The sequence below is a fragment of the Nonomuraea sp. AD125B genome, assembly GCF_041402765.1.
GTDB classification, from domain to species: Bacteria; Actinomycetota; Actinomycetes; order Streptosporangiales; family Streptosporangiaceae; genus Nonomuraea; species Nonomuraea bangladeshensis.
This window is the reverse complement of sequence record NZ_JBGLOU010000017.1, coordinates 67,397-85,667: the sequence shown is the minus strand read 5'-3', so window position 1 is coordinate 85,667 and position 18,271 is coordinate 67,397. Positions and strand designations below refer to the sequence as shown.

The 18,271-nt window shown below is 71.3% G+C and carries 16 protein-coding genes; 15 read left to right on the top strand and 1 reads right to left on the bottom strand.

Features of this window, described 5'->3' with window-relative positions; all coding sequences use genetic code 11:
* Positions 1 to 71 precede the first annotated feature (71 nt).
* From pdxS to ACBR40_RS36770, 15 genes are all read left to right on the top strand, one after another.
* Entirely contained in the window at positions 72 to 986 is a 915-nt protein-coding gene (pdxS, locus tag ACBR40_RS36840) for a pyridoxal 5'-phosphate synthase lyase subunit PdxS (protein ID WP_344218600.1), read from the top strand.
* Between the two features lie 154 nt (positions 987 to 1,140).
* Positions 1,141 to 2,805 carry an alkaline phosphatase gene (locus ACBR40_RS36835; protein WP_371251702.1) on the top strand — a complete coding sequence of 555 codons (1,665 nt, stop codon included), beginning with the start codon at positions 1,141 to 1,143 and terminating at the stop codon, positions 2,803 to 2,805.
* 46 nt (positions 2,806 to 2,851) lie between these two features.
* Complete coding sequence (locus tag ACBR40_RS36830) at positions 2,852 to 3,274, top strand: MarR family transcriptional regulator (RefSeq protein WP_344218464.1); 423 nt, start codon at positions 2,852 to 2,854, stop codon at positions 3,272 to 3,274.
* A 27-nt stretch (positions 3,275 to 3,301) separates the two neighbouring features.
* On the top strand, positions 3,302 to 4,534 hold the full coding sequence (locus ACBR40_RS36825) for an MFS transporter (RefSeq protein ID WP_371251701.1): 1,233 nt from the start codon (positions 3,302 to 3,304) through the stop codon (positions 4,532 to 4,534).
* A gap of 84 nt (positions 4,535 to 4,618) precedes the next feature.
* The gene (gene pdxT / locus ACBR40_RS36820) at positions 4,619 to 5,197 is read left to right on the top strand and encodes a pyridoxal 5'-phosphate synthase glutaminase subunit PdxT (RefSeq protein WP_329574837.1); all 579 of its coding nucleotides are present in this window, start codon (positions 4,619 to 4,621) and stop codon (positions 5,195 to 5,197) included.
* Positions 5,198 to 5,200: 3 nt separating this feature from the next.
* Positions 5,201 to 5,959, top strand: a complete 759-nt coding sequence (locus tag ACBR40_RS36815; RefSeq protein WP_091082748.1) for a YebC/PmpR family DNA-binding transcriptional regulator — start codon at positions 5,201 to 5,203, stop codon at positions 5,957 to 5,959.
* A gap of 158 nt (positions 5,960 to 6,117) precedes the next feature.
* On the top strand, positions 6,118 to 7,263 hold the full coding sequence (eis, locus tag ACBR40_RS36810) for an enhanced intracellular survival protein Eis (protein ID WP_371251700.1): 1,146 nt from the start codon (positions 6,118 to 6,120) through the stop codon (positions 7,261 to 7,263).
* 131 nt (positions 7,264 to 7,394) lie between these two features.
* The gene (gene ruvC / locus ACBR40_RS36805) at positions 7,395 to 7,925 is read left to right on the top strand and encodes a crossover junction endodeoxyribonuclease RuvC (protein ID WP_344218471.1); all 531 of its coding nucleotides are present in this window, start codon (positions 7,395 to 7,397) and stop codon (positions 7,923 to 7,925) included.
* 69 nt (positions 7,926 to 7,994) lie between these two features.
* Positions 7,995 to 8,615 carry a Holliday junction branch migration protein RuvA gene (gene ruvA, locus ACBR40_RS36800; RefSeq protein WP_344218473.1) on the top strand — a complete coding sequence of 207 codons (621 nt, stop codon included), beginning with the start codon at positions 7,995 to 7,997 and terminating at the stop codon, positions 8,613 to 8,615.
* A 729-nt stretch (positions 8,616 to 9,344) separates the two neighbouring features.
* On the top strand, positions 9,345 to 10,376 hold the full coding sequence (gene ruvB, locus ACBR40_RS36795; RefSeq protein ID WP_344218475.1) for a Holliday junction branch migration DNA helicase RuvB: 1,032 nt from the start codon (positions 9,345 to 9,347) through the stop codon (positions 10,374 to 10,376).
* A gap of 211 nt (positions 10,377 to 10,587) precedes the next feature.
* Positions 10,588 to 10,965 (top strand): preprotein translocase subunit YajC, encoded by a 378-nt coding sequence (gene yajC / locus ACBR40_RS36790; RefSeq protein WP_344218477.1) that lies wholly within the window; start codon positions 10,588 to 10,590, stop codon positions 10,963 to 10,965.
* A 40-nt stretch (positions 10,966 to 11,005) separates the two neighbouring features.
* Positions 11,006 to 12,847 carry a protein translocase subunit SecD gene (gene secD / locus ACBR40_RS36785; protein WP_344218479.1) on the top strand — a complete coding sequence of 614 codons (1,842 nt, stop codon included), beginning with the start codon at positions 11,006 to 11,008 and terminating at the stop codon, positions 12,845 to 12,847.
* Between the two features lies 1 nt (position 12,848).
* Positions 12,849 to 13,847, top strand: coding sequence for a protein translocase subunit SecF (gene secF, locus ACBR40_RS36780; RefSeq protein ID WP_344218482.1), 999 nt, complete (start codon positions 12,849 to 12,851; stop codon positions 13,845 to 13,847).
* Between the two features lie 324 nt (positions 13,848 to 14,171).
* Positions 14,172 to 14,690 (top strand): adenine phosphoribosyltransferase, encoded by a 519-nt coding sequence (locus tag ACBR40_RS36775; RefSeq protein WP_364445092.1) that lies wholly within the window; start codon positions 14,172 to 14,174, stop codon positions 14,688 to 14,690.
* Positions 14,691 to 14,893: 203 nt separating this feature from the next.
* Positions 14,894 to 17,086 carry a bifunctional (p)ppGpp synthetase/guanosine-3',5'-bis(diphosphate) 3'-pyrophosphohydrolase gene (locus ACBR40_RS36770; protein WP_344218602.1) on the top strand — a complete coding sequence of 731 codons (2,193 nt, stop codon included), beginning with the start codon at positions 14,894 to 14,896 and terminating at the stop codon, positions 17,084 to 17,086.
* Positions 17,087 to 17,095: 9 nt separating this feature from the next.
* Here ACBR40_RS36770 and ACBR40_RS36765 read toward each other — a convergent pair whose 3' ends face one another.
* Positions 17,096 to 18,187 (bottom strand): cupin domain-containing protein, encoded by a 1,092-nt coding sequence (locus tag ACBR40_RS36765; protein ID WP_371251699.1) that lies wholly within the window; start codon positions 18,185 to 18,187, stop codon positions 17,096 to 17,098.
* Positions 18,188 to 18,271 lie beyond the last annotated feature (84 nt).

The window sequence follows — 18,271 nt, the reverse complement described above, 5'->3', positions numbered from 1 at the left end:
TCGGGCGAGGGGTCCCGCAGGACCTACGATGGGCTTGACAACGAACCGATCCGCCGTGAGAGCCCGTGAGGATGACCGTGTCCAGCAGCACGCCAGAAAGCACCCCCGTCACCGGAACCGCCCGCGTCAAGCGCGGCATGGCCGAGATGCTCAAGGGCGGCGTCATCATGGACGTCGTCACCCCCGAGCAGGCCAAGATCGCTGAGGACGCCGGCGCGGTCGCCGTCATGGCCCTCGAGCGCGTGCCTGCCGACATCCGCGCCCAGGGCGGGGTGTCCCGGATGAGCGACCCCGACATGATCGACGGCATCATCGAGGCCGTGTCCATCCCCGTGATGGCCAAGGCCCGCATCGGCCACTTCATGGAGGCCCGGGTGCTGCAGTCGCTCGGCGTCGACTACGTCGACGAGTCCGAGGTGCTGACCCCCGCCGACTACGCCAACCACATCGACAAGTGGCAGTTCACCGTGCCGTTCGTGTGCGGCGCCACCAACCTCGGCGAGGCCCTGCGCCGCATCACCGAGGGCGCGGCCATGATCCGCTCCAAGGGCGAGGCGGGCACCGGTGACGTGTCCAACGCCGTCACCCACATGCGCACCATCCGCGCCGAGCTCAAGCGGCTCAGCTCCCTGCCCGAGGACGAGCTCTACGTCGCGGCCAAGGAGCTGCAGGCCCCCTACGAGCTGGTCGCCGAGGTCGCGAAGAGCGGCAAGCTGCCGGTCGTGCTGTTCACCGCGGGCGGCATCGCCACCCCGGCCGACGCCGCGATGATGATGCAGCTCGGCGCCGAGGGCGTGTTCGTGGGCTCGGGCATCTTCAAGTCGGGCGACCCGGCCAAGCGCGCGGCCGCCATCGTCAAGGCCACCACGTTCCACGACGACCCCGACGTCATCGCCAAGGTCTCGCGCGGCCTCGGCGAGGCGATGGTCGGCATCAACGTCGACGAGATCCCGCAGCCGCACCGCCTGGCCGAGCGCGGCTGGTAGGCCCACCGGCCCCCGGGCGCTGACGGAAATCTTCGAGTGAGGCGGCATCCGCGAAGGATGTCGCCTCACTCGCGTCGCGTGGCGTTCACCACCTGGCCATGATCCTCGGTCAGGCTACGGGCGTTCCCCCCTCCTCGATCGTCCAGGAGCGCCCATGTCCTTCCCCAATCGCAGGCACTTCCTCGTCGCCGGGCTCGCCGCGGCCCTTCCCGCCACGCTCGCGCCCGGAGCGGCCCACGCCGACGACCCCACCTCCGCGAGCGCCGCGCGCGGGCTGCGCGGCGACCCCTTCACCCTCGGCGTGGCCTCCGGCGACCCCGACCACGAGGGCTTCGTGCTGTGGACCCGCCTCGCGCAGCAGCCGCTCGCCGAGGACGGGCTCGGCGGCATGCCGCAGCGGCCGTTCCCGGTCCTGTGGCAGGTCTACGCCGACGAGCGGCTGCGCCGGGTGGTGCGCGCCGGCGTCGCGACGGCCGCCCCGGAATGGGGGCACAGCGTCCACATCGAGGTGGACGGGCTGGCCGCCGACCGGGAGTACTGGTACCGCTTCCGCGTCGGCCCGTACGTCTCCCCGGCCGGCCGCACCCGCACCGCCCCGCACCCGGCGTCCTACGGCGGCGCCCTCGCCATGGCGTTCGTCTCGTGCGCCCAGTACGAGCACGGCTACTTCACCTCGTACCGCAGGCTGGCCGAGGACCACCCGGACCTGGTCCTGCACCTCGGCGACTACCAGTACGAGTACACCAGGGACACCTACACGATCCCCGGCGGCAACATCCGCGACCACGAGGGCCCCGAGACCGAGACCCTGGCCGGCTACCGCCAGCGCCACGCCCAGTACAAGACCGACCCCGACCTGCAGGCCGCGCACGCCGCCGCGCCCTGGCTGGTCGTCTGGGACGACCACGAGCTGGACAACAACTGGGCGGACAAGGTGCCGGAGAAGCCCGAGGTCCCGCAGCCGAACTTCCTGGCCCGCCGCGAGGCCGCCTTCCGCGCCTACTACGAGAACATGCCGCTGCGCCGCACCTCGATCCCGCGCGGCATCGACATGCAGCTCTACCGGCGGGTCCGCTGGGGCCGTACGGCCACCTTCCACATGCTCGACACCCGGCAGTACCGCGACGACCAGGGCTGCGGCGACGGCTACAAGGACTGCCCGGCCGCCGTGGACCCGGCCCGCTCGATCACCGGGGCCGAGCAGGAGGCGTGGCTGCTGGACGGCTTCCGCCGCTCGCGGGCGCAGTGGGACATCCTGGGCCAGCAGGTCTTCTTCGCCCAGCGTGACAACAACGCGGGACCCGCCAAGATCACCAGCATGGACGCCTGGGACGGCTACGTGGCCTCCCGCCGGCGCATCACGCAGGGCTGGGTGGACGCCGGGGTGCGCAACGCCGTCGTGCTGACCGGCGACGTGCACGCCCACTGGGCCAGCGACCTCAAGCTCGACTACGACGACCCGACCGGGCCCTCGGTGGGCGCGGAACTGGTCGCCACCTCGATCTCCACCACCGGCGACGGCGCCGACTCCGACCCGGCGGCGCACCCGTTCCTGGCGATCAACCCGCACCTGAAGTTCTACAACAACCAGCGCGGCTACGTGCTCACCAGGATCGAGCGCGACCAGATCACGGCCGACTTCAAGGTGGTGCCCCGGGTCACGGTGCCCGGCGCGGAGGCCTACACGCGGGCCACGTTCGTGATCGAGGACCGGGTGCCGGGGGTGCAGCAGACGTACCTGCGGCCGCTCGACCCGAGCCTGCGCCTCGCGCCGGTCACGGCCGAGGACACCGTCCGGCAGGAGACCGAGCGCCCCTGACGCTCCTTCGAGGAATATTAGCCAGGCTAAGTTAGTTGGGTCAGGCATGAGGGACGATCCCGCCCGCCTGGCAGAACAGGTCTCAACGGTGCTGCGTCACCTGGTGCTGCTCCTCCGGCGCACGGTCGCCGGACAGCCGCTCACCAGCCAGCAGTACGGCGTCCTCGGCTCGCTCGAACCCGGCCCGCGCCGGATGACCGAGCTGGCCGAGGAGCACGCCGTCCAACTGCCCACGATGACCGTGCAGATCAACCGGCTGGAGGACGCGGGGCTGGTCACGCGCGGCGGCGACCCCGCCGACGCCCGCGTACGCACGGTCGGGCTGACGGACGAGGGGCGCGAGCGGCTGCGGGCCGTACGCGCGGCCAGGATCGCCCACCTCACCGAGGAACTGGCGGCACTCACCGACGACGAGCGCGCCACGCTCGCGGCGGCGCTGCCCGTCCTGGCCAAGCTCGGCCGCAGCTAGACGCACCACCACCACAGAAGGAGCACCATGCAGACCGGCACGCACACCGGCGGGGGGATTCTGCGCCAGCCGATGTCCGTCTGGGCCACCGCGTTCGCCGCGGTCGTGGCCTTCATGGGGATCGGCCTTGTCGACCCCATCCTCCCCAGCATCGCGCAGGGACTGAAGGCGACGCCCAGCCAGGTGTCGCTGCTGTTCACCAGCTACTTCCTGGTGACGGCCGTGGCCATGCTGATCACCGGCTGGGTCTCCAGCCGCATCGGCGGCAAGCGCACCCTGCTGGCCGGCCTCGCGCTGGTCATCGTGTTCGCCGCGCTCGCCGGCACCTCCACCAGCGTCGCCGAGCTGGTGGGCTTCCGCGCCGGCTGGGGTCTCGGCAACGCCCTGTTCGTCGCCACCGCGCTCGCCGTCATCGTCGGCGCCGCGAGCGGCGGCGCAGAATCGGCCATCATCCTGTACGAGGCCGCGCTCGGCCTCGGCATCTCCGCGGGACCGCTGGTCGGCGCGCTGCTCGGCGACTGGAACTGGCGGGCGCCGTTCTTCGGCACCGCCACGCTCATGGCCGTCGGCTTCGTCCTCATCCTGACGCTGCTGAAGGCCACACCCAGGCCGGCCACCAGGACGGCGCTCAGCGCCCCCATCCGCGCCCTCGCGCACGGCGGCCTGTCCACCACCGCGTTCACCGCGCTGTTCTACAACTTCGCCTTCTTCACCATCCTCGCCTTCACCCCGTTCATCCTCGGCATGAGCCCGTACGGGATCGGCGCGGTCTTCTTCGGATGGGGCGTCTGCGTCGCCCTGGCGTCGGTGTTCGGCGCGCCGCCGCTGCAGCGCCGCATCGGCTCAGTCAACGTGCTGCACCTGGCGCTGGCGCTGCTCGCCGTCCTGCAGGCCGGCATCGCCGTGTTCGGCGTCACCGGCATGAAGGCCGGGATCATCGTGTGCGTGGTCCTGTCCGGCATCCCCATCGGGCTGAACAACACCGTCTTCACCGAGTCGGCCATGGAGGTCTCCGACGCGCCCCGGCCCGTCGCCTCCGCGGGCTACAACTTCGTCCGCTGGATGGGCGGCGCGCTGGCCCCGTTCGTCGCCACCAAGCTGGGCGAGGAGATCGGGGTGGCGGTGCCGTACGTGCTGGGCGCCGTCTGCTGCTTCGTCGGCATGATGATCCTCTACCTGCGCCGGCACCACCTGCGGACGCTCGTCCGCATCGACGCCGACCACACCCGGCAGGACCTCGCGGCGGCCCCCGCCCGCTGAGCCCTTCTCGCGGCCCAGCCGGAAGATGCGGGGCCGCGCTGGTGTTGAATAGCCTGAATCCGCACCCGGACGGAAGGATCGACTGTGCCCACGATCGGTGTACTCGCTCTCCAGGGAGACGTGCGCGAGCATCAGCGCATGCTTCAGGAGGCAGGCGCGACGGCCGTCGCCGTGCGCAGGCCCGCCGAGCTGGACGCGGTCGACGCCCTCGTCATCCCCGGCGGCGAGTCCACCACCATGTGGAAGCTCGCCGACATCTTCGACCTGCTCGAACCGCTGCGCCTGCGGATCAAGGAAGGCATGCCCGCCTACGGCTCCTGCGCCGGCATGATCATGCTGGCCGACCGGATCGAGGACGGCATCGCGGGACAGCAGACGATCGGCGGCATCGACATGGTGGTCCGGCGCAACGCGTTCGGCCGCCAGGTGGACTCGTTCGAGTCGGACCTGGACTTCGCGGGGGAGCGCGTGCACGCCGTCTTCATCCGCGCGCCGTGGGTCGAATCCATCGGCGGCGACGTCGAGGTGCTGGCCATGTGCGAGCCTGGGGATAGGATCGTCGCGGTCCGTCAAGGTCCGTTGCTCGCGACGTCGTTCCACCCTGAGCTCACCGGGGACACGCGCGTGCACCGTTACTTCGTAGACATGGTTAGGGAGCTCTAAGTAATGTCCGGCCACTCCAAATGGGCGACGACGAAGCACAAGAAGGCCGCGCTCGACGCCAAGCGCGGCAAGCTGTTCGCCAAGCTCATCAAGAACATCGAAGTGGCGGCCCGCACCGGTGGCCCTGACCCCGACGCCAACCCCACGCTCTTCGACGCCATCTTCAAGGCCAAGAAGAACTCGGTGCCCAACGACAACATCGAGCGGGCCCGCAAGCGCGGCGGTGGTCTGGAGGCCGGCGGCGCCGACTGGCAGACCATCATGTACGAGGGCTACGCGCCCGGCGGCGTCGCGGTGCTCATCGAGTGCCTCACCGACAACCGCAACCGCGCGGCCTCCGAGGTGCGCGTCGCGCTGACCCGCAACGGCGGCTCCCTGGCCGACCCGGGGTCGGTCTCGTACATGTTCAACCGCAAGGGCGTCGTGATCGTCCCCAAGCAGGACGGGCTCGACGAGGACACCGTCCTCATGGCCGTCCTGGAGGCGGGCGCCGAGGAGGTCAACGACCTGGGCGACTCCTTCGAGGTCGTCTCCGAGGCCGGCGACCTGGTCCCGGTGCGCAAGGCGCTGCAGGACGCGGGCATCGACTACGACTCGGCCGAGTCGAGCTTCCTGCCCACGATGAGCGTGCCGCTCGACGAGGAGGGCGCCAAGAAGGTGTTCCGGCTCGTGGAGGCCCTGGAGGACAGCGACGACGTGCAGAACGTCTACGCCAACTTCGACGTCAGCGACGCGGTGCTGGAGCGCCTGGGCGCCGAGTGACGCCCGCCTCGGGCGCCTCGGCGGCGACCCGCTCGCCATCGTGACGCCCGCCTCGGGTGCCTAAGCGGCGGCCCGCTCGGCATCGTGACGAACGGCACGTCCGGCCGGGCCGGAAATGGCTCGCGCCGGAAGGCCGCCGCTGCGTAGGTTGAACGGTTGTGGAACTTCGCGACGTGACCCCCGACGACCTCGACCAGGTCCTCGACCTCCGTAAGCGGGCCTTCGGCCCGATCCCCGCCGCCGACATGGAGACCTGGCGGCAGGCCGTCACCCCGGTGCTGGGCGAGGGACGCTACCTGGGCGTCTTCGACGGCTCCCGGCTGACCGCCGCCGCGCGGCTGCGCCAGTTCACGCAGTGGTGGCACGGAAAGCCCCAGCCCATGGCCGGCGTCGCGGGCGTCACGGTCAGCCCCGAGGACCGCGGCCGGGGCCTCGGCACCCGGCTCATGCGCGCCGTCATCGAGCGGGGCGTCGAGCTCGGCGACGCGGTGTCCGCGCTCTACCCGGCCACCACGCCGATCTACCGCTCCCTCGGCTACGAGCACGCCGGCGGCCAGCGCAAGGTGACCCTGCCCGCCGAGGCCCTGCGCGGCCTGCGCCCGTCCGGGCAGGTCAAGCTGCGCAGGATGGGGCCGTCCGACGCCGCCGAGCTGATCGCCGTCCTGCACAAGGTGCACGGCGCCGCCCGCTCCAGCGGGCCCGTCTCCTACGACGAGCGCACCTGGGGCCTGTGGCTCGGCGACGACGACGATTTCCGCTACATCGCCGACGACGGCCTCGTCATCTACGGCTGGCACGGCCAGGACATCCAGATCGACACCCTCGTCGCCGGGTCGCCCGAGACGGCCAGGGCGTTGTGGTCGATGGTGGGCACCTCCTCCTCCGTCGCCAAGAACGTCATCGCCCCGCTGGCGCCCGACGACCCCGTCCTGTGGCTGCTGCCGGAACGCTCGGCGGACCACGCCACCGAGCAGCGGTGGATGTTCCGGGTGCTGGACGTCGCCGCCGCCGTCGAGCGCAGGGGCTATCCGGCCGCCGTGACCTGCGAGGCCGTGGTCACCGTCCAGGACCCGGTGCGGGGCGAGGGCACCTGGCGGCTGGACATCTCGGGCGGTTCGGGCACGGCCACGCCGGCGGCTGGAGCGCCCGGCGCGGTGCTCACGGCGAACGGCCTGTCCGCGCTCTACTCCGGGGTGCCGACCGGCACGCTGCGCGTCGCGGGGCTGATGTCCGGCGACGAGCGCTTCGACGAGGCGCTCGACGCGGCCTTCGCCGCGAAGCCGTACATGCTCGACTACTTCTGACGGGCTTTCCCCGTACGGGCCGGGCGATCCGGCCGGTGCCCCGCCGTGCGTCGCACGGTGCGCGGCCGGGCCCGGCGCGGTAAAGTCTCGTGCCGAACAGATGTTCGGCGGCGTGCGGGGAGGGCGATCGGGTGCGGGTGTTGGGCGTCGATCCGGGGCTGACCCGGTGCGGCCTGGGCGCCGTCGAAGGGCGGCCGGGCGCGCCGCTGACCATGCTGGCGGTCGGGGTGGTCCGCACGGGCGCCGACCAGGAGCTCGGCACCCGGCTCGTCGGCATCGAGGCGGGCATCGAGCAGTGGCTCGACGACGTCCGGCCCGACGCGGTCGCGGTCGAGCGGGTCTTCAGCCAGCACAACGTACGCACCGTGATGGGCACCGCCCAGGCCGCCGGCATCGCGGTGCTGTGCGCCGCGCGGCGCGGGCTGCCCGTGGCGCTGCACACGCCCTCAGAGGTCAAGGCGGCCGTCACCGGCAGCGGCACCGCCGACAAGAAGCAGATCGGCGCCATGGTCACCCGGCTGCTGCGCCTGCCGGAGATGCCCAAGCCGGCCGACGCCGCCGACGCCCTGGCGCTCGCCATCTGCCACGTCTGGCGCGGCGGCGCGCAGAGCCGGCTGGCCGCCGCCCTGGCCCGCGCCACCCCGAAGGGCGCCCGGCGATGACGCCGGGCCCGGGGCGAGGGGTCTAGGGTCGGTGACCGTGAACGTTTCAGGAGCGGCGGAGGACAGGCTGTGATCGCGTCGGTGGCAGGGAAGGTGACGGCGATCGCGCCGGACGCCGCCGTCATCGAGGTCGGCGGCGTCGGGATGCTCATCCACTGCGCGCCGGGCACCCTCGCCCAGTTGCGGCTCGGCGAGGAGGCCAGGCTGGCCACGTCGCTGGTCGTGCGCGAGGAGTCCCTGACCCTCTACGGCTTCGCCACCGACGACGAGCGCGCGGTGTTCGAGCTGCTGCAGACCGCGAGCGGCGTCGGCCCCAAGCTGGCCCTCGCCATGCTCGCCGTCCACACGCCCAACGCGCTGCGCGTCGCGGTGGCGAGCGCCGACCTCAAGGCGCTCACCCAGGTGCCGGGCATCGGGCAGAAGGGCGCCCAGCGCATCGTGCTTGAGCTGAAGGACCGCCTCGGCACGCCGGAGGCGGCCGTGGACGCCGCGCTCAACGGCGAGCGGCGGGTGGCGGTGTGGCGCGAGCAGGTCCACTCGGGGCTGGTGGGGCTCGGCTACTCCGGCAAGGACGCCGACGAGGCGATCGCCACCGTGGAGCCCCTCGCCGACGCCGACCTCACCGCCGGCCGCCAACCCCAGGTCGCCGCCCTCCTGAAGGCCGCCCTCCGATCCCTGAGCACCCGATGACCCCCCATCCCCCATCCCTGCCCCCCAGCATCGTGCCCGTCAGCGCGACCGCCCTCACCGCCACCGTGCCCGTCAGCGCGACCGCCCTCAGCACTACCGTGCCCGTCAGCGCGACCGCCCTCAGCGCCACCGTGCCCGTCAGCACGACCGCCCTCAGCACCACCGTGCCCGTCAGCACGACCGCCCTCAGCACTACCGTGCCCGTCAGCACCGCCCTGCCCCCCAGCACCCCGCCCTTTCACCCACCCGCCCACCGGGCGAGCAGCGGGCAGGGGAGCGCTAACAGCACAAGCGGCCAGCACGCAAGCAGCCGTCACGTGGATGGGCTGCACGCGGGCGGACAGCACATGAGCGGGCGTGGCACGAGCGACCGTCACATGGGCGGGCAGCACGCGGGTGGGCAGCACGTGAGTGGCCGTCACAAGCATGTGCCGGATGTGAGCGGCCGACTCGCGGACCGGCAGCCCATCAGCGGCCGTCACTTGAGCGGACCGCACGCGACCGGCCGCCACGCGCGCAGCCTGCACACGGGCAGCCTGCACACGAGCAGCGTCCACATGACCGGCCTCCAGATGACCGGCCTCCAGATGACCGGCCTCCGCACGAGCGGTCGTTGTTCGGCGGGCGGATGGTGGACAGGGCGGGTGGCCGGGGGCCTGGAAGTCTCGGTGGCGTCGTGGGGGCGGGGGGCTTGGGGGATGTCGCAGGTCGGGAGAGGGCGTGGTCGGCGTGGGGTTTGATCGGGAGCTGGTGTCGCCCGACGCCGCCGGCGACGAGGTGCAGATCGAGGCGGCCCTGCGCCCCAAGCGGCTCGACGAGTTCATCGGCCAGTCGCGGGTGCGCGAGCAGCTCTCCCTGGTGCTGGAGAGCGCCCTGCGCCGCCGTCGCCCGCCGGACCACGTGCTGATGAGCGGCTCCCCGGGCCTGGGCAAGACGACGCTGGCCATGATCATAGCGGCCGAGCTCAACGCGCCGCTCCGCATCACCTCGGGCCCCGCGCTGGAACGGGCCGGCGACCTCGCCGCGATCCTGTCCACCCTGTCCGAGGGCGAGGTGCTGTTCATCGACGAGATCCACCGGATGGCCAGGCCCGCCGAGGAGATGCTCTACCTCGCCATGGAGGACTTCCGGGTCGACATCGTCGTCGGCAAGGGCCCGGGCGCGACCGCCATCCCGCTGGACATCGCCCCGTTCACGCTGGTCGGCGCGACCACCCGGGCCGGGCTGCTGCCCGCGCCGCTGCGCGACAGGTTCGGCTTCACCGCCCACATGGACTTCTACGAGCCGGCCGAGCTGGAGCAGGTGCTCTACCGTTCGTCCCGGCTGCTCGGCGTCGAGCTGCCGCCCGACGGCGCGCACGAGATCGCCCGCCGCTCCCGTGGCACGCCCCGCATCGCCAATCGCCTGCTCCGCCGGGTGCGCGACTTCGCGGACGTCCGCGCGGACGGCGTCATCGACCGTGACATCGCGGCCGCCGCGCTCAACCTGTACGAGGTCGACGCCGAAGGGCTCGACCGGCTCGACCGGGCGGTGCTCGGCGTGCTGCTGAAGAAGTTCGGCGGCGGCCCGGTCGGCCTGTCCACGCTGGCGGTCGCGGTGGGGGAGGAGCCGGAGACGGTCGAGGTGGTGGCCGAGCCGTTCCTCGTCCGTCAGGGGCTGCTGGCGAGGACGCCGCGCGGCCGGGTGGCCACGGCCGCCGCCTGGACCCATCTCGGGCTGACGCCCCCACCGGACGCTTTCGGGGCGGCCGTCGTGGACTGATCACAGATCGGTTGCAACCATCTCAAATCGGGAACTTCCCCGCGCGCCGAAACGCTGCCTCGTTGCCGCGTTTCGCAACAAGCGCCTACACTCCGTGGCTTGGCTGGCTGTGTAGGCTGACGGGCTGAGCGGCGCGGCCCGACGCAACGCACGGAATTTCCGGCGCGAGGCCAGTGTCAACTCCTTGTACGACGATGGAAGGTCGCCCCTTATGGACATGGGACAACTCGGAAGCATCCTGCCGCTGATCCTTCTGGTGGTGGTGTTCTACTTCCTGCTGATCCGCCCCCAGCGCAAGCGCCAGCAAGAGGCGATCCAGATGCAGAACAGCCTTACGCCGGGCAGTCGCGTCATGACGACGACCGGTCTGTTCGCCACCGTCGTCGCCGTGGACAATGAGGACGTGATCCTCGAGGTCGCGCCGGGCGTCGAGACCCGCTGGGTCAAGGCGGCCATCGGCCGTGTCGTCGCCCCGGGTGACGCGCCGGCCGGCGAGCCGGTCGCCGACGAGGCCGTCGATGAGAAGAACGAGTCCGAGATCGCCGCCGATCACAACGGCGAGGACTCCAGCACCAAGCGGCGTGATTAAGCTTCTGCGACAATCCTCTATCCGAAAGAACTGACGACCAGTGGCCCGACCGACCAGCCGCCACAGCCGACCGGGGCGAACGCTCCTGGTGCTGCTGGCGCTCATCCTCGCCATGGGCGCGACGATGCTCCTGCAGAAGGCGTTCACGCCTAAGCTGGGGCTCGATCTCGCCGGCGGAACGACGGTGACTCTGTCTCCGGTGACTCTCAACAACGCGAGTCCCCCGGAGGAGATCCTTGACCGTGCGGTCAACATCATCCGCGACCGGGTCAACGGCACCGGCATCTCCGACGCGGAGGTCGCCAAGTCCGGCGACAACATCATCATCTCCATCCCCGGCGTCGGGCAGAGCGAGGCCATCAAGCTGGTCGCCACCACCGCGGAGCTCCGCTTCCGTCAGGTGCTCGCGATGGAGGCCACGCAGATCCCGCAGGACCTCGCGACCAACGCCCCCTCCCCGAGCGCCGCCCCGTCGGCGACGGGGACGGGCACGCCGTCGACGCAGCCGTCCCAGCCTCGCTCCTCCCAGTCGGCCGGCCCGGCGCCCAGCGCCTCGCCGACCGGCAAGGCCCTGTCGTCGGCGCTGACCGCGCCGACCCCGAGCGCCTCCGCGCCGGCCGAACCGTCGGCCACGCGGAGCGCCCAGGGCCAGAACGACCAGAGCCAGAACGACCAGAGCCAGAACGACCAGGGCGCCAAGAAGGGCCAGAACGCCAAGGCCACGCCGAGCGCGTCGCCGTCGCAGCAGGCGAGCACCCCGCCCGCCCAGCAGCAGAACCCCGGCGTCAACCCCGAGGGCATCGACCCGGCCGTGCTGGCCCAGTTCAACAAGCTCAACTGCGCCGACCCGGCCAACCGCGGCCAGGGCGTCCAGGACGACCCCAACAAGCAGTACGCCGGCTGCGAGGCCGACGGCAGCTACAAGTACGTCCTCGACGTCGCCAAGGTCGTCGGCACCGACATCGACACCGCCAGCGCCGGCATCCGCCAGGGCACCACCGAGTGGGTCGTCCAGCTCGACTTCAAGAGCAAGGGCGCGGGCGCCTGGGCCGACCTCACGCAGAAGGCGTACAACTCGCAGGACCCGCGCAACAAGGTCGCGGTCGTCCTCGACGGCGTGGTCATCACCGCGCCCAACATCATCAGCCCGATCCCCGGCGGCCGCGCCGAGATCACCGGCGGCTTCGACCAGGCCAGCGCCACCACCCTGGCCGACCAGCTGAAGTACGGCGCGCTGCCGCTGAAGTTCAACCGCAGCTCCATCGACACCGTCTCCTCGACGCTCGGCCAGGACCAGCTCAAAGGCGGTCTGATCGCCGGCGTCATCGGCCTGGTGCTCGTGGTGATCTACTCCATGTTCTACTACCGGGGCCTCGGCATCGTGGCGGTGCTGAGCCTCGTGGTGGCGACGATCATCACGTACTGCTCGGTGGTCGTGCTCGGCCACAACGCCAACTTCCGGTTGTCGCTGCCGCACATCATCGGCCTGGTGGTCTCGATCGGCATCACCGCCGACTCCTTCATCGTCTACTTCGAACGCATACGTGACGAGATGAAGGAGGGCCACCGCACCTTGCGGGCGGCCGTCGAGGTCGCCTGGGTCCGCGCCCGGCGTACGATCCTCATCGCCGACGCCGTCATGTTCATCGCCGCGATCGTGCTGTACTTCCTGGCGGTGGGCGGTGTGGCCGGGTTCGCCTTCGCGATGGGCCTGACCACGCTCATCGACGTCGTGGTGGTGTTCCTGTTCACCAAGCCGTTCATCGCCCTGCTGGCGAAGCTGAAGTTCTTCGCCAAGGGGCATCCGCTGTCCGGGCTCGACGCCGAGCGCATGAGCGACGCCGGCGGCAACGCCCGCCCGACCACCCCGCAGGAGGCCTGACATGGGACTCGCGCGTCGCCTCTACCGGGGCGAGATCGACGTCGACTTCGTCGGCAAGTGGAGGCTCTGGTACAGCCTGTCGGGTGTGCTGCTGCTCGTCTCGATCGTCGGGCTGCTCATCAACGGGCTCAACCTGGGCGTGGAGTTCAGGGGCGGCACGGTCTTCTCGTTCAAGACGTCCCAGACCCTCACTGTCGAGCAGATCCGTGAGGACATCCAGGACGAGGGCGTGCACCAGGTGATCGTCCAGTCGGCCGGTGACGGCTGGCGGGTGACCACCGAGACCCTGGAGGAGGACTTCCGGGCCGAGGTGCAGTCCGCGATCGCCAAGGACTTCAACGTCCCGGCCGGCGACGTCAGCGTGCAGGCCATCGGCGCCACCTGGGGCGGCGAGGTGTCGCAGAAGGCCTGGATCGGCCTCGGCGTCTTCATGCTCGCGATCATCCTCTACCTGTCGATGGCGTTCGAGCCGAAGATGGCGCTGGCCGCCATCGTCGCGCTCTTCCACGACCTGGTCATCACGGCGGGCATCTACGCCTGGTCGGGCTTCGAGGTGACGCCGGCGACGCTGCTGGGCTTCCTGACCATCCTCGGCTACTCGCTCTACGACGCGGTCGTGGTGTTCGACATGATCAAGGAAGTCACGGCCAAGCTGGGACACACGTCGAAGATGACGTACTCGATGGCGGCCAACAACGCGCTCAACCACACGCTGATCCGGTCGCTCAACACCTCGCTGGTCGCGATCCTGCCGGTGGCGGCGATCCTGTTCATCGGCACCACGCTGCTCGGCGCGGGCACGCTGAAGGACCTGTCGCTGGCCCTGTTCGTGGGCATGGTCGTCGGCACGTACTCCTCGCTGTGCGTGGCGACGCCGCTGCTGGTGACGCTGAAGGAGCGCGAGCCGAAGTACCAGGCCATCGCCAAGCGGCTGGCCTCCACGGGCTCGGGCAAGGGGGCGAAGGGCGGGCCCAAAAGCGCCGCGGTAGCCAAGGGCTGACCCGCCGCTCCGGCCGTTCGACTCGCCGACGCCCCCGCTCCCGGGTAGACGGAGCGGGGGCGTCGCCGTGTCCGGGTGGTTCCGTAAGACGCTCTGGGATGGCAGGGGACGCCGCGGGATGTTCCGGACGGCCCAGGACGTCCCGCCACGTCCCGGAGGACCGGAGGACGGCTCTGAGCCCCGTCTGACGCGTTCCGGGGCGCGGGCGCCGCCCCGGCGGAGCGCGGTGGGGCCGGCCGGGAGGACCGGTGGTCCGGGGGAGGGCCGGGATGCACCATCATGGTGCCGGGCATCCGGCCGGCGGAGACAAGCGAGGGAGACGGCATGAGCGAGCTGAGCACGATGATCCTCGACCGGATCAGGGACGTCCCCGACTATCCCCAGCCGGGCGTCATGTTCAAGGACATCACTCCGCTCCTCGGCGACCCGGTGGCCATGGCGGCGGTCGTGGACGGACTGGCCGGCCTGTACGAGGTCGACAAGATCGTCGGCATCGAGGCCCGCGGCTTCATCCTGGCCGCCCCGGTGGCCTACCGCGCGGCCGCCGGCTTCGTCCCCGTGCGCAAGAAGGGGAAACTGCCCGCCGCCACGCTGGAGGAGTCCTACGATCTGGAGTACGGCTCGGCGACGATCGAGGTGCACCGCGACGCGTTCACCCCGGGCGACCGGGTCCTGATCGTCGACGACGTCCTGGCCACGGGCGGCACGGCCCAGGCGGCCGTGGAGCTGGTGCGACGGGCCGGTGGCACGGTCGTCGGCATCGCGGTCCTGATGGAGCTGGCATTTCTGCAGGGCCGCGAGCGTTTGGACGGAATACCGGTGCACTCCCTGGTGATCGTCTGAGCCCGGCCGCCGACGGCTTGGGTTCGTCACCTGGATACACTGGTGCATCTGGACCCGAGCGTGAGGAGCCATGTGCGTGAGGAGCCATTGCGGGAGGAGTCTGAGTGCCCCGTGATGCGGTCGTGCCCGAGATAACCGACTCCGGCAGTGCCGAGCCGTCCGGCGCCCCCGCCGCGCGCCGCCGGCGCTTCGGGGGTGGGGCCATGAATCCGGTGCTGGAGCCGCTGTTCCGTACGGTCAGGGCCACCCACCCCAAGGCCGACCTGCGCGTCATCGAGCGGGCCTACGACGTGGCCGCCTACCACCACCGCGACCAGAAGCGGAAGTCGGGCGACCCCTACATCACGCACCCGCTGGCCGTGGCCACGATCCTCGCCGAGCTCGGCACCGACGACGAGACGTTGTGCGCGGCGCTGCTGCACGACACCGTCGAGGACACCGCCTACAGCCTCGACGAGCTGCGCGCCGACTTCGGCGACACCATCGGCTCGCTGGTCGACGGCGTGACCAAGCTCGACAAGGTCAAGTTCGGCGACGCGGCGCAGGCCGAGACCGTGCGCAAGATGGTCGTGGCGATGTCCCGCGACATCCGCGTGCTGATCATCAAGCTGGCCGACCGGCTGCACAACATGCGCACCATGCGCTACCTGCCGGAGCACAAGCGCCACCAGAAGTCCCGCGAGACGCTGGAGATCTTCGCCCCGCTGGCCCACCGCCTGGGCATGAACACCATCAAGTGGGAGCTCGAGGACCTCGCCTTCGCCATGCTCTACCCCAAGCGCTACGACGAGATCGCGCGCATGGTGTCGGAGCGGGCCCCGCGCCGCGACCTGTTCCTGCAGGAGGTCATCGAGAAGGTCTCCGGCGACCTGCGCGAGGCGAGGATCCGCGCGGTGGTCAAGGGCCGGCCGAAGCACTACTACTCGGTCTACCAGAAGATGATCGCCAGGGACGTCGCCTTCGACGACATCTACGACCTGGTGGGCATCCGCGTCCTCGTCGACACCGTCCGCGACTGCTACGCGGCGCTCGGCACCATCCACGCCCGGTGGAACCCGGTGCCAGGACGGTTCAAGGACTACATCGCGATGCCCAAGTTCAACATGTACCAGTCGCTGCACACGACGGTCATCGGCCCCGAGGGCAAGCCGGTGGAGCTGCAGATCCGCACCCACTCGATGCACCACAGGGCCGAATACGGCGTCGCCGCGCACTGGAAGTACAAAGAGGAGGTCGGCGTCGCGGGCGCCGGCGGCAAGGTCAAGCCGGGCAACGACATGGCCTGGCTGCGCCAGCTCCTCGACTGGCAGAAGGAGACCGCCGACCCGGGCGAGTTCCTGGAGTCGCTGCGCTTCGACCTGTCGGTCTCCGAGGTCTACGTGTTCACCCCGAAGGGCCAGGTCATCGCCCTGCCCGAGGGGGCGACGCCGGTCGACTTCGCCTACGCGGTGCACACCGAGGTGGGCCACCGCTGCATCGGGGCGCGCGTCAACGGGCGGCTGGTGCCGCTGGAGTCGCGCCTCGGCAACGGCGACACCGTCGAGATCTTCACTTCCAAGTCGCCGGACGCGGGGCCGTCGCGCGACTGGCTGAAGTTCGTCAAGTCGGGCCGGGCACGCAACAAGATCCGGCAGTGGTTCTCCAAGGAGCGCCGCGAGACCGCGATCGAGGCGGGCAAGGAGGCCATCGGCCGGGCCATGCGCAAGCAGGGCCTGCCGCTGCAGCGGCTGATGTCGGGGGAGGCGCTGCTGGCGCTCGCCCGCGACCTGCGCTACTCGGACGTCTCGGCGCTCTACGCGGCCGTCGGCGAGGGCCACATCGCGGCCCAGGCCGTGGTGCAGAAGCTGGTCACCTCGATCGGCGGCGTCGACAGCGCCGAGGAGGACATCGCCGAGACCTCGCTGCCCACCCGGCTGCGCGGGCGTCCTCGCGGCGGGGGCGGCGCGGGCGTGGTCGTGGCGGGCGACGCCGACGTGTGGGTGCGCCTGTCGAAGTGCTGCACGCCGGTGCCCGGCGACGACATCGTCGGCTTCGTCACCCGCGGCCACGGCGTGTCCGTGCACCGCTCGGACTGCACCAACGTCCAGCAGCTCAAGTCGCAGCCCGACCGGCTGGTGGAGGTGAGCTGGTCGCCGGGCGACGACAGCGTCTTCCTGGTGGCCATCCAGGTCGAGGCGCTGGACCGGCCGCGGCTGCTGTCCGACGTCACGCGCACGCTGTCCGACCAGCACGTCAACATCCTGAGCGCCTCGGTCACCACGTCCCGCGACCGGGTGGCGATCAGCAAGTTCACCTTCGAGATGGGCGATCCGAAGCACCTGGGCCACGTGCTCAAGGCCGTGCGCAACATCCAGGGCGTCTTCGACGTCTACCGCGTGAGCGGCGCCGGCGGCTGAGCCGGCTCCTCAGCGGGGGCGCAGGTCGGGGAGGTTGACCACGATCGCCTCCTGGGTGCTGCGCGCGATGACTACCACGGCCTCGCGCTCGGGGTCGGGGTTCTCCTCGCGGTGCGGCACGTACGGCGGCACGAACACGTAGTCGCCGGGCCCGGTCTCCAGCCGCACCTCCTCGCCGTCGCGCAGGAACACGAAGGACGGCGTGCCGCTGACCACGTAGATCGCGGTCTCGGAGGCCCCGTGGTGGTGGTCGGCGGAGCGGGTGGCGGGCGCGACGTGCGTCTGGCCCATCCACAGCCGCTCGGAGCCGGCGTTCGCGCCGCTGACGGCGGCCAGCCGGCGCATGCCGGGGCTCTGCGCCGTCTCGTCCGAGAGCGCCGCTGCGGGCACGTGACGCAGCGGCCGGTGGAAGGGGTCGCCCTCGACCCGGTAGCCCTCCCAGAGGCGCCCTCCCGCCCGTTCGAGGACGCCGGAGGCGACGGCGGCCAGGCGGGCGGGGTCTTCGCGGGCGGCCAGCAGCCGTTCGGCCAGCTCGGGGTCGTGAGCGCGCAGTTCACGCAGCAGCCACTTGCCGCTGCCCTGCCAGCGCCGCCCGAACCCGAGCGCGAGCCGGGCGGTGTCCTGCACCACCTGCCAGGCGATGAACGCCCGCTCGCCGGGATCGCCCGCGCCCGCGAGGTCGTCCAGCAGGTCGGACAGCACGTAGCGGGCCCGCGCTGCCTCGCCGTCGCTCAGCCCGCCGGGCCCGGCCGCCAGGCGCTCGCCCAGCGCCGCCTGCAGGTCGCTGGCCCGGCCGCCGGTGCGGTCGGTCAGCACCGCGCCCTCGGCGCACATGCGCGCGAGGCTCGGCTGCCGCCGGTCGAAGTCGCGGTCGAGGTAGGCGCGCAGGCTCGTCTCGCTGTTGACGAACAGTTCCACCGGCCAGCCCCGCCAGCGCAGCGACTCGCGGTAGGGCGTGGGCAGGCCGTCGAGCACCACGACGACGTCGAGGTCGGAGGTGCTGGTGCGGCGCTCGGTGAGCACGCTGCCGCCGACGAAGGCGTACAGGGCGCCGGGGAACAGCTCCTCGACGAGCGCACGCGCGACACTGACCGGATCCATGCGGTCAGCCTAGATCGCGGGGTGGGCCGCGTGCCGCCCGATTCCCCGTGATCGGGCGGAAAGCACGGACGTGGACGCGGCGGT